We start from the raw sequence: 11,824 nt of genomic DNA on the forward strand, positions 1-11,824 counted from the left end.
TGGTCACGGTTCGGTCGCTCTTGGTCACAAGGGAACGGCCCGCTGTTGGAAGGCGACCAGGTCCGCGTAAACACCCCCGGCGGCGAGCAGGGAGTCATGGGGGCCGCCCTCCACTGTGCGCCCCTTCTCCAGGACAATGATGCGGTCGGCGCTGCGGATGGTGGACAGCCGGTGCGCGATGACCAGGGAGGTACGGCCAGCGATGGCGTGGGCCATCGCCTTCCGGAGGAGACGCTTGTTCTCGGCATCCAGGTTGGAGACGGCGCTCGTCCATCACCACCCCACCCCCCTTTATTGCTGCAACACCCGGTTTCACCCTGTATCAGCCGCCCAGTCGTATGTGGCGTCGGCGCAGCCAGGCGACAAGTGAATAGTGAGCACACCAGGAGCCACTCGCTTTCACTTGGGCGGGAGGGATTCGGCAAAGCTGGCGGCTCTGTCCAGCCAGCCGGTTAGATCATTCTCGGATTCGATGCCCGCCGGCTCCACCAGCGCCCATCCCTTCATGACCCGACCATTCATGTCGGCCGGCTTGGTGTGCGGTTCCGCAAGCGTCTCATGGTGGTTCTTCCTGTCAAGCCGCACCATGAGCGATCCCTTCCACGTTCCGACGCACATGTTTCCGTTGATGGTGAAGCAGACGCCGCCGAACATCTTCCGCTCGGAGACACTCCCCCGCTCTGACAGGATCCGACGTATCCGGCCACTCAGAGGATCGTCCGTCGGCATGTCGTTCCTTCTTTGAGTGCGCGCCTGATCTACGGCCCACCCTTGCGAGACTCCAGCTTGTCCTTCTCTTTCTCCAGGAACTCCAGCGGACGCCTGGGGGCGCCGTCCCGACCGGCCTCTTCGATCCACCGGTTGAACACGTGGACCCCCTCGTCGACTCGCTTCCGTTGGACGAAGGCATTGCTCAACCACATGTAGAAGACGGGGTTGGGGGGGAACTGCTCGATCATGCGGAACAGGAGGTCGCTGTAGTCGTCGTAGCGGCGTTCGTTGTAGTACACCCCCAAGAGGATGAGCTTGGCAGCCGTCTGGCCGTATTCTCCCTTTTGGGCGACCGTCTCCAACTGACTGAGCCCCAACTCCCGATCGCCGCGGGCGCCGATCAGAAAGGCAAAGGGCTTGATGACGGCCGGCAGGGCGCCGCTGAAGTAGTTGAAACCGCCAATGCCCATCAGGCAGTCGACGTGGTCCGGCCGCAGCGCGGCGGCCCTGGCGTTGTAGGATCTGCCCTTCAAGCCGGCCAGCATGGCGCCCAGGTAGCTGCGAGTGATGGTGACCTTGAACCGGCTGCGATTGGCGTAAGCGGCCGCCACGTAAAGCCAGGCATAGAAGTCCCCGGCATCCTTTTCCACCAGGGCCTGACCCTTGTCAATGGCTTGAGTAGTGTACTTCTCGAAAGAACGGGCAAGCTGCTTGTTGCGCTTGTCCAACAGGGCCTTCCACCAGAAGATTCCCCCCAGGTGAGCGTAGCCAATGGGTCGATCCGGATAGTCTTCCACCATCTGGGTGAAGACTCGTTCGGCCTGGTCCAGGTCGTATCGGTAGAGAAGTTGCAAGCCCTCCCTGAGCTGCCGCCCCAGTTCGGGGTTTTTCTCGAGGAGGCCTTCAGCCGCGGCCGGCAGGCACAGGCCCAGCAGACACGCAACCACGACCATCCTGATGACACCCTTTCGACCCACGGCCCCTCACCTCCGGAACCATTGTACTGCACCCACCCCCACCCCGACGCTTTACAATCGGTCCGGAAAGGACTAAGTTTTGGGCGTCGCTCAGTCATTCCAACCCCCAGTCAACTCCATAGCACGGGTGCCCCGGAATCCCGTACGAGGGGGAAGCGGCTTCCAAGCCTGGATCCATCAGGCAAATACCATCGTTGAATCGAGAGGGTGTGCTATGAAGCAGCCGGCAAGCGAGGGTCAGCGGGTGTCTCGCCGCGGTTTCATGGTCCAGGCCGGGTCGGCAGGCCTGGCCCTGGGAGTGGCCCCGGAGAGCAGCTACGCACAATCAGGAGGTAAAGGCGCCATGAAGATTACCGGGATCCAGACCTACAAATTTTCGGTCCCGACCGGTCAGGAAATTCGCGATCCCGGCACCGGAGAACTCATTTCAAGCACGGCCAAGCCCTGGCTCTTCCTGAAGATCACCACCAATTCCGGAATCGTGGGCTGGGGCGAGGGCAGCGGCGAGTGGCTGGTGCCTTCGGTAGAGGCCACCCTGCACGAGTGGAAGCCGCTGCTGATCGGACAGGATCCGCTGGGCGTGGTCCGGTTGACGGAGGACATCCAGAACCGGCTTCCCTGGAAGGGCGGAGCCACCTTCGGCACGGCCATCGCGGCCATCAACATCGCGCTCTACGATATCGCCGGCAAGGCCTGGGGGGTGCCCATCCACACCATCCTGGGAGGCCGCAAACGCCACAAGGTCAGGGTCTATACCGGAGGCGCCCTGTTCGACAGCCCCGAGGCGGCCGTGGAGAAAGCCAGAAGCGTGGCCGAGGCCGGCTTTGCCGGGGTCAAGGGAAATCCCCTGGAGACCCGCACCTGGCCCATGGACGAGGCCGCCGTGGCCCACAGCGTGGCCTGCGTGGAGGCCATGCGCAGCGCCATGGGCCCTGGCTTCGACATCCTTCTGGACACCCACGGAAGCCCCACCCCGGAGCTCAGCATCGACTACGCCCGCCGGGTGGCGCCCTACAAGCCGCTCTTTCTGGAAGAACCCGTCAAGGTGGGCTCCATCGATGCCTTGCTGGCGGTCTCCAGGAACAGTCCCGTGCCCATTGCCACCGGAGAGAAGCTCTTTACCCTGAACGACTTCAAACCCATTATCGACCAGCGGGCCTGCGCCGTGCTGCAGCCGGACACGCTGCACGCTTTCGGGATCACTTCGCTGCTGGAGATCGCCAAGGCCGCCGAGCAGAACCAGATGCTGATGGCCCCCCATATCGGAGGCGGGCCGCTCTACTACGGCGCCAGCCTGGCCGCCGATTCGGTGATGAACAACTTCCTGATCCAGGAGACCGGCTATTGGGATCTGTTCGACCGCTTCGTGGAGCACGAATGGCGGATCAAGGACGGGTACGTCAACGTGACCGACCTGCCGGGGCTGGGAGTCGAGGTCAAGGAGCAGGACATCGCCAAGATGGACTACCAGCCGCTGCCCTTCCGGCAATACCGCCACGAGGACGGGAGCTGGAAGGGGTGGTAGGGACGCTGCGGCTGGATCCCCATCATCCCCCGCTGACTCGAACCGGCTCGGCCTTCTCCGGAGTGACCCGGATGAGCTGGGCCCGCACTTGGGGATCCGAATACTTCCCGTCGTAGATGTAGAGCACCACGTCGGGCTCCACCTCCAGTGAGAATCCGTTGGCGTAGAAGGGCGTGTCGATCCGTGTCGTCCGCCAGGTCATGCCGTCGTCCCGGCTCACCTGCAGGCCCACTCCGGGATGGCGCCCGGCGATCACCAGGTAACCGGAAGCGGTGGAGGTCATGGAGTTGGTGGCCGCGTACATGGGGAAGGGTCCCCGGGCGGCCGGACTCCAGCTCTTGCCCCCGTCGGTGGACCAGCTCTCCCACATCCAGGGCGAGGTGTAGGCCCGAATCAGGGCTACGACATGTCCCTGGCGGGTCTCCGCCGCCGAGACCTCCGAACCCGTCTCCTTGGCCACCATGAAGTAGTGGGGACTGGGGTTGGGGCCGTTGACGTCAACCGGATCCGACCAGGTCTTCCCCCCGTCGGTCGAGCGGATGGAGAAGCCGAAATCGGCCTCGGTGATGGGTCCCCAGTAACGAACCCCGCCTTTCTCCTTGATGGCGCCGTGCACGCTCTCGTTGGGTCCCACCGCGTAGCCGAAGCGCAGCAGAGTCCCGTTCTTCAGTTCCACTATCTTTCCCACGTAGGCGTTTCCCACCTCCAGGCCCTTGGCGAACTTCATGCGGCCCCGCTCCTCGATGTCCCCCCAGGTCTTGCCGTTGTCGCTGGAGGCGGCGGTGAGAATCCGGAAGGGAGGCTCGTTCTGGACCCAGTGCAGCCGCAGCAGGCCGTCGGGACCGGTGTGGAAGGATCCGCTCTTGAGGGCCTCCGGAAGCTTCCAAGGCTCGGACCAGCTTCTGGCGTTGTCGGTGGAGCGGAGCAGCACCTGCACGGCTCCGGGGACCAGGTGCTCCTTGGCCACCGCCAGCTTCATGATCAGGTCGCCGTTGGGAGCCCGCCCCAGACTGGAGGCGTACTGCCACTTGCCCAGAGGGGTGTCGCCCAGGGGGTAGATATAGTTCCGGACCGGCTTGGGACCCGGGTCCCAGGCCACCGAGGCGTCTTTCCGCCCCCGAATCCTCACGTTTCGGAAACTGCTGCCGGCCCCGATATTGACGATGGGATCCCCGTAAGGGCCGATGGTGTCGGGATCCCGGGCGTTAAAGCTCTCCAAGCCCACGAAGCCCGGTCCGGCGTAGGTGTCGTCCCTGACCACCGGTTGCGGGCGGCCATTCACCCAGAGACGAAATTCCGGCCCCTCGACCACCAGTCTGACCTTGTGCCAGATCCCGATCTCGCTGGGCGCGCCGCTGACCAGCTCCTTCTGCAGAAAGTGCACCCACCCCGATTCGTCCACCTTGGAGATGGCCGCCCAGAAGTGTTCCGCGCGGTACTGTTGGCCGGTGCAGGGGAAGTGGGCCATGTAGTAATGCCGGGCATCTCGGGCGCGAAAGATCAGCCCGGCGCCGCAGTTCTGGATGTTCCAGCGGAAGTCGAACTCGGCCTCGAAGTCGGTATAGGCCCGGCTGGTGTTGAAGGCCAGGTGCTCGTCGGCCACCTTCCTGGGCGGAGTCATCACCCCCTCCGCGCTCTCCTCCCACTCCCCTCCGATGAACTGCCACTGGTCCTTGCCGAGGCTCACTGACTCGAACTCCGTCGGGGACGGGCCGGGGAGGGTGCAGCCGGACCCTGCCAGCAGCAGGAGCAGGCAGACGGCCGGCAGCAGCCGGATTCGATCCTTCAGGGAAACGGCATTCATGGAAACTCTGGCTGACCGCATGATTCATTCTCCTTGGGACTGTGGGTGGGCGTCCGTTGGCACCCGCCAATGGGGGACCACTCTCCGATGCGGTGCAGTTCAATGCCCCCGATCACACCTTGGCGGAGAGGCCCTGGGCCATCTTGATCTCTTCAGCGTAGTTGACGGTAAAAGCGGTGGCGTGGCACATGTAGTTGAAAAGCCAGGCCGCCGACGGCATGCCCGTGCCGGAGCGCTTCATGCCCCCGAAGGGCAGGTGCACCTCGGCGCCGATGGTGGGCAGATTGACATATTTCAGACCGCATCTGCCCAGCACCTTGAACTCCCTCATCTTGCGGAAGTCATCCGTCATCAGCGACATGGAAAGCCCAAATTCGCTGGCGTTGGCCACCTGCATGGCTTCCTCGAAATCCTCCACCGGCACGATCACCACGTTGGGGGTGAAAAACTCCTGGGTCAGGGCAAAGGTCCCGGGGCGATGGGACATCCGGAAGACGTTGGGACGGACGAAGTTGCCCGGGCCTTCCCGACTCCCCTGGCGCAGGCGGTCCTCACACTCCTCCTCGATCCGGGAAGCGCAGGCCTCGAACTTGTCCACCGCCTTCTCATTGATCAGGGGTCCGGCCAGGAAGGCAGCGTCCAGCGGATCTCCGAAGCGGACCCGGTCGGTGACTTCCAGGAAGCGCCGGGTGAACTCGGGTTCGATCGACTTCTGGACAATCAACAGGTCCGCCGACACGCATCGCTGGTGGGTGGTCTTGTAGGCCGACAGGATGGCCGAGTTGACGGCCAGCTCCAGGTTGGCGTCCTCCAGCACGATCAGCGAATTCTTGCCCCCCATCTCGCACACCGCGAACTTGTCGTAGTGGGAAGCGGCAATCTGCTTGACCCTGGACCCCACCCCATGAGAGCCGGTGAAGAGCTGTCCCACCGTGTCCGGGTGCCGGACCAGGTGCTCCCCCACCTCTCCCGAGCCGTAGACCAGGTTGAGCACGCCCGGAGGCGCCTCGTGCTCCCGGGCCGCCAGGTCGAACAGCCGCACCACGTATTGGGCCGTCAAGGGAGTCTCCTCGGAGGGCTTGAAGACCACCGGATTGCCACAGACCAGGGCGGGCCCGATCAGCCAGGTGGGAATGGCCGCCGGAAAGTTCCAGGGGGTGATGACGGTGCAGACGCCGCGCGGGGCCAGGTAGATCTCGGCTTCCTTGTCGGGGATTTCCGAGGCTACCCGTTCGCCGATGGGCTGGCGGCCCCGGCCCGCGCAATACTGCAGCATGTGGATGGCCTCCACCACGTCGGCACTGGACTCGTCCAGGTGCTTTCCGCTCTCGATCGCCATCAGGAGTGCCAGCTCGGACTGGTGCTTGCGAACCTGCTGGACCCAGGTATCCACCACTTCGGCCCGCCGGACCCAGGACCACTTCAAGTGGTTCCCCCAGGTGCCCAGGGCATCGTTGGCCGCGGCCACGGCCCGATCCAGGCTTTCGACTTGAGAGACGGGAACCGATCCGATGACGGAGTGGTCGGAGGGGTTGAGCACCTCCAGTTCCTCCCGGTGGGCTTTCCATTCCCCCGCGATATATTCTCTGCCCTGGCGGGTCCGGGGCTCGATTGATGGTCTGAGCATGGCAGATTATTCCGGGCGGCCGCCGGTCGCGATCGCCCGTCCGGATAGAGGCTGTTGGGCGTCTCGACCCCGGGCCGTCCCCGTGGGGGCCCCGGGGCCATATCCAATGGCGCGGTAATTTCCGTTTCGCGCGGCATTCTATCGCAGTTGCCGGACCGATTGACAGACCATTCCCCAGGCTGCACAATCGGTGTTTTCCGGCGGATCCATCAGGGAACGGCGGGACCTCGGATGTTCGGTTTCACGGGCTCCAGGCGGTTTTGGCGGAGTCGGAACCCGATCCGCTGCTCCTGACCAATCAGCCGGCAGAATCCCGACCGACGGCCGGAAATCCAGGCTGAGAGATGCTGAAAAACGAGGTGTCTTCAACCGGCATGCGCCCGCCCAGCCTGCAACGCGGGAGGGGGCTCCCAGTTCTTGTCCTGGCGGTGTTTTTCCTGGGAATGGCCGGCCATCTTTGGGCCGCTCCTCCCAACATCCTGCTCATCATCGCCGACGATCAGGGCTATGGCGACTTCGGCTTCATGGGCAACCCGCTGGTGCGGACCCCGCACATCGACGACCTGGCCAGACGCTCGGCCCGATTCGTCAACGGCTACGTCCCCAACAGCCTCTGCCGCCCCTCGCTGGCCACCCTGCTGACGGGGCTCTACCCCCATCAGAGCGGCGTCACCTTCAACCGCCCCTATTTCGATCTGCCCCATTCCCTGGAGAACCGGCATCGAGCCAGCTACCTCGTGCGCCGGGTGGACACCCTTCCCCGCCTGCTCTCCCGGGCCGGATACCGGACGCTGCAGACCGGCAAGCACTGGGAAGGCGATTTCGCCAACGCGGGGTTCGACGAGGGCATGACCCTGGCCCGGCCTCATCCGATCGAGAAGGACCCGGCCTTTGCGCGACTGGGCATGAAATCGGGGCACGGCAACGGCGACGCCGGACTGACCATCGGACGGCAGACCCTGCAGCCCATCCATGACTTCGTCGACCGGGCGGCCGCGGACGGAATGCCCTTCTTCGTCTGGTATGCGCCTTTCCTGCCCCATCTGCCCCACAACCCGCCCCGCCGGCACCTCGAGCCCTACGTGGAGGATTCCCGGGTACCCGACCACCTGGCTCCCTACTACGCCTGCATCACCTGGCTGGACGAAACCGTGGGAGAACTGCTGGGCGCCTTGCGACAAAGGGATCTGCTGCGCCAGACCCTGGTGGTCTTCGTGGTCGACAACGGCTACATGGTGGATCCGGAGAATCCCAACCTGTCGCTGCGCAGCAAGAACACCCCCTTCGAGCAGGGCATCAGGACTCCCATCCTGATCGGTTGGGAGGACCAGGCCAGACCCGGCACCCATGCCGGCCTGGTGAGCACCATCGACCTGGTGCCGACGCTGCTGGCCGCGGCCGGCATCGCGGAGACGGGGGCGGAGCTTCCGGGGATGGACCTGATGCCGGTGATCCGGGGCCGGTCCACCCTTCCTGCGCGGCCGGTCTTCGGCGAGATCTATCGCGGCTATGCCATGGAACTGGAACAGCCAGAAGCCGAGGTCCTCTTCCGCTGGGTGCGCTGGGGGAATCACAAGCTGATTCTCCCCGAGGGTTCGGATGAGGGGGAAATGCTGTTCGATTTGACTGCCGACCCCAACGAGTTGAACAATCTGGCCGGGAGTCCCCAACTGAGGAACCGCCGGCAGGAGATGAAACGGCTGCTGGACGGCTGGTGGAACCCGCGAAAGGAATAGTGCCGGCGGCGATGCGAACCGGTGACCTGGACCATTCAGGCGGGGACCTGGAGAAGGGCGAGGCTGACACCATGATACTCGAGAGCGGAGGTTTCTCCCGACCGATCGTCCGCATCCTGCTGGCGGCCGCGCTACCGCTGCTGGCGGCGTCTCCTCCGGCCGCTACGGCCGGCGACCGCCCCAACGTCCTGTTCATCGCCGCCGACGATCTGCGGCCCCTGCTGGGTTGCTACGGCGAGCAGGCCGTCGAGACTCCCAGCATCGACCGGCTGGCCGCCCGCGGGACCACCTTCCGCCGGGCCTACTGCCAGGCCCCCCAATGCAGTCCCTCGCGCGTGTCCCTGATGTTCGGACTGCGTCCCGACACCACCGGCCACTATTCCAATCGCCACCCCTTCGATCGCCAGCGGTTCCGGGCAAGCCCCAGCCTCCCCGAGCACTTCAAGAATCACGGCTATCACACCCAGTCCTTCGGCAAGATCTACCACAACGAAACCGACCATCCCGAGGGCTGGTCGGTGCCCAGCTCGCCGGGGCGCAAGCGGGAGATGTGGGAGACGGTGGACGAAGCGGCCATCGCCGGGGTGGAGTTCTCCAAGCGGGCGCAGGTGCCCACCGTCATCGCGCCCAGAAACGATTGTCCCCCCATTCAGGCTCCCGACGTGCCCGACGAGACCCTCTACGGCGGACGCATGACCGGACAGGCCATCGCGGCCATGGCAGCCCTGAAGGACCGACCCTTCTTCCTGGCGGTGGGCTACTACCGCCCCCACCTGCCCCTGGTCGCCCCCAAGAAATACTTCGACAAGTATCCGCTGGACCGCATCCGGCTGCCACAGCACCGCCAGCCGCCGGCCGGCGCGCCTCTCTGGTCGATCTACAACTCGGTGACCTACTGGCATCCCCGGGCCCGGGAAGTCTGGCGCATCGACCTGGATTTCCCCAAGTATCCCTCTACCCGGGAAGAGGCGCTGCGCTTTGCCGGATGGGAGTTGCGCAGCTACCGCGGAATTCCTGCCGGCGGACCAATTTCCGACTTCCTTCAGGCCAGGGTCTGGCAAGCCTACCTGGCTTGTGTCAGCTACATCGATGCCCAGGTGGGACGGATGCTGCAGGCACTGGAAACCTACGGGCTGTCAGAAAAGACTATCGTGGTGTTCTGGGGAGACCACGGCTGGCACCTGGGCGAGCACGGCACCTGGGCCAAGATGACCCTGTTCGAGTGGGCCACTCGAGTGCCGCTGCTGATTGCTGCGCCCGGGCGCTCCCAACCTTCGGGGGTCGAGTCGCTGGTGGAGCTGGTGGACCTCTATCCGACCCTCTGCCGGCTGGCCGGCCTGCCCGTTCCCAAGCACGTGGAGGGAAGCGACCTGGTTCCCTTGCTGAACGATCCCGAACGGTCCTGGAAGCAGGCCGCCTTCAGCCACTTCCCCCGGCACGACCACAGCCTGGGGCAATCCATGCGGACCGACCGCTACCGATACACCGAATGGGTGGGGCTGGACGGCAGCATCAAGGGCACCGAACTCTACGACCACACCGCCGACCCCCTGGAACTGGTCAACCTGGCCGCTTCCCCAACCAGCGCCCGCACCGTGCAACAGCTCGCCCGCCAGATGAAGGCCGGCTGGCGAGCAGCGCGGCCTCCTGAGGAAGGGAGTGTGCCCGGGGGCAAGGGTCCCGCCAAATGACCTCCCAGATTGCGCAGCGGCATTGGTGCTGTGTTCTGACGATGCCGTGATATCATCAAGGCACTCCCTCAGCCAGTTACATGCAGCGCAAAAAGAATCAATGATATCCGGCGTGGGTCCACAAGTTTGATCGACAAGCCGGATGGTCAACAGGCGAAGGGACAAGGAACAATGAGCAACGAAGAAATCGCCCAATTGGAGTTGCGCCTGACCAAGGCCATGGGTGAGATGGAAGTCCGACTAACCAATGCCATCCATCAGGTCCGGACCGATCTGTCCAGGGAAGTTGGTGACACGAGGGCAGATGTTTCCAGGCTGCAGGGCGGGTTGAAGTATGTGAATGTCTTTCTGGGCGCTATCGGTCTATCGATTGGAGGCGCCGTCATCAAATATCTGCTGACCTGAACCTACCCAAGCCCTCATTTCTCACCGGGTCACCTGCTGCCGCCGCAGCAACGGTCATAAAAAGTCCGGTGAGGTTGGTCTTCGTCCAGTACAGTCTATAACTGTGTTATTTATGAGTGTCTTATCCAAGATCTGCTGTGGCCGGAATTGCCACCAACATCCCGTGCAATCCACTGCCATCCCCCATTTAACAAAGGGATGGATACTGTAAGCAACCTCGCACCGGTCCGACCCGAAACCAAGCCCACCGGCCGCCATCCGGGCAACGCCCTCTCGGCCATCTTCCTCCGCTCCGCTTCCCCCGGAAGACACCCCGATGGAAACGGATTGTGCCTCTTCCTCCAGCCCAGCCGTACCCGCAGCTGGATTCAGCGCCTCGTCGTCCGTGGCCGCCGCCGGGAGCTCGGTCTCGGCAGCCACGCCCTGGTTCCACTGGCCGCGGCCAGGTGGAGTGAGGTGCGCTGGGCCGAGTGGGAGGAGATCGATCGGGACGCTGGTGTATGGGCCGCCCCGGCCAGGCGGATGAAGGCCAGCCGCCGGCACCGGGTGCCGCTGTGTGGCCGCGCCTTGGAGATTCTCGAGGCGGCACGGACCTTAGGCCGGGGAGCCGGTCCTCTGGTGTTCACCCGTGGGCAGGGGAAGCCGCTCAATGACAAGGAGCTGCGGTGGCTGGCCCGCGAGCGGGGGATTGCGGCCGTGCCGCACGGGTTCCGCTCCAGCTTCCGGGACTGGGCGGCCGAAGAGACCGACCATCCCCGGGAGGTGGGGGAGAGTTCTCCCCTGGCCCCCCATCACTCCCACCGCTCCCTTCTCCCACTCCCATGACGGAGGCTTCGATGACGCAAGAAGCGACACCGACGGGGCTGTTGTGAGGTTTCGGGTGGCGCGTTGGTCGGTCTATACCGCCTTGTCCCCCGGAGGCGGAAATCGTCGATCATCCCACGGCCGTTCGAGGCCGGGTTTTCCTGCTCCGATTCATCTCCGCGTCTGCGGGTACGGGACCGTGACCGGTATTCCGAATCGCTGAATAGGGACCAGCTTCCTGCGGCGGAATTTGCGGTTGGTCATGATTCCCACCAGACATCCCTATACGTCACGCTCAAAAGTTGACATATAGAGGCTTTCTCGGAAGTGGTGGCCCAACACGGAAGGACCTCGGTCGATCCGAATCGGGAGCTTCGGTGCCGGCCGTCCCAGTGGTTGATTCCTTTGAGTGTCTACTCCCGAGCCGGGATATAGGCACCGTCACCGGTTCTCTGACCCGGGGCCCCGCCGTCGTTGACCACCCCGTAGGCCAGGAAGGGATTGGCCCCCGAGACCTTGCGGATGCGGACGTAGCCCTGCGTGG

The 11,824-nt window shown here is 64.3% G+C and carries 10 protein-coding genes; 5 read left to right on the plus strand and 5 right to left on the minus strand.

The window, feature by feature from the left end; translation table 11 throughout:
- Positions 1-24: 24 nt before the first annotated feature.
- The 3 genes from OXI69_00335 to OXI69_00345 form a co-directional block, all read right to left on the minus strand.
- The gene (locus OXI69_00335; GenBank protein ID MDE2664575.1) at positions 25-216 is read right to left on the minus strand and encodes a hypothetical protein; all 192 of its coding nucleotides are present in this window, start codon (positions 214-216) and stop codon (positions 25-27) included.
- A 183-nt stretch (positions 217-399) separates the two neighbouring features.
- Positions 400-729: a TfoX/Sxy family protein gene (locus OXI69_00340; protein MDE2664576.1), complete on the minus strand. Its 330-nt coding sequence runs from the start codon at positions 727-729 to the stop codon at positions 400-402.
- Between the two features lie 29 nt (positions 730-758).
- Complete coding sequence (locus OXI69_00345) at positions 759-1,688, minus strand: hypothetical protein (protein ID MDE2664577.1); 930 nt, start codon at positions 1,686-1,688, stop codon at positions 759-761.
- A 214-nt stretch (positions 1,689-1,902) separates the two neighbouring features.
- On the opposite strand from OXI69_00345, the gene OXI69_00350 reads away from it, so the two are divergent.
- Positions 1,903-3,213 (plus strand): mandelate racemase/muconate lactonizing enzyme family protein, encoded by a 1,311-nt coding sequence (locus OXI69_00350; protein ID MDE2664578.1) that lies wholly within the window; start codon positions 1,903-1,905, stop codon positions 3,211-3,213.
- A 22-nt stretch (positions 3,214-3,235) separates the two neighbouring features.
- Here the strand turns inward: OXI69_00350 and OXI69_00355 are convergent, their stop codons facing one another.
- Together OXI69_00355 and OXI69_00360 are read right to left on the minus strand one after the other, a co-directional pair.
- Positions 3,236-5,038, minus strand: coding sequence for an exo-alpha-sialidase (locus OXI69_00355; protein MDE2664579.1), 1,803 nt, complete (start codon positions 5,036-5,038; stop codon positions 3,236-3,238).
- Between the two features lie 91 nt (positions 5,039-5,129).
- Positions 5,130-6,644, minus strand: coding sequence for an aldehyde dehydrogenase family protein (locus tag OXI69_00360; GenBank protein MDE2664580.1), 1,515 nt, complete (start codon positions 6,642-6,644; stop codon positions 5,130-5,132).
- A 344-nt stretch (positions 6,645-6,988) separates the two neighbouring features.
- Between OXI69_00360 and OXI69_00365 the strand changes: the two genes are divergently transcribed.
- The 4 genes from OXI69_00365 to OXI69_00380 all read left to right on the plus strand — a co-directional run bounded on the left by OXI69_00365 (position 6,989) and on the right by OXI69_00380 (position 11,301).
- The gene (locus OXI69_00365) at positions 6,989-8,380 is read left to right on the plus strand and encodes a sulfatase-like hydrolase/transferase (GenBank protein MDE2664581.1); all 1,392 of its coding nucleotides are present in this window, start codon (positions 6,989-6,991) and stop codon (positions 8,378-8,380) included.
- A gap of 11 nt (positions 8,381-8,391) precedes the next feature.
- Complete coding sequence (locus tag OXI69_00370) at positions 8,392-10,071, plus strand: sulfatase (protein ID MDE2664582.1); 1,680 nt, start codon at positions 8,392-8,394, stop codon at positions 10,069-10,071.
- A 171-nt stretch (positions 10,072-10,242) separates the two neighbouring features.
- Positions 10,243-10,476: a hypothetical protein gene (locus OXI69_00375; GenBank protein ID MDE2664583.1), complete on the plus strand. Its 234-nt coding sequence runs from the start codon at positions 10,243-10,245 to the stop codon at positions 10,474-10,476.
- A gap of 198 nt (positions 10,477-10,674) precedes the next feature.
- Complete coding sequence (locus OXI69_00380; GenBank protein MDE2664584.1) at positions 10,675-11,301, plus strand: integrase family protein; 627 nt, start codon at positions 10,675-10,677, stop codon at positions 11,299-11,301.
- Positions 11,302-11,824: the final 523 nt, after the last annotated feature.

This window comes from Acidobacteriota bacterium (assembly GCA_028875575.1).
Taxonomy (GTDB): Bacteria; Acidobacteriota; Terriglobia; order Versatilivoradales; family Versatilivoraceae; genus Versatilivorator.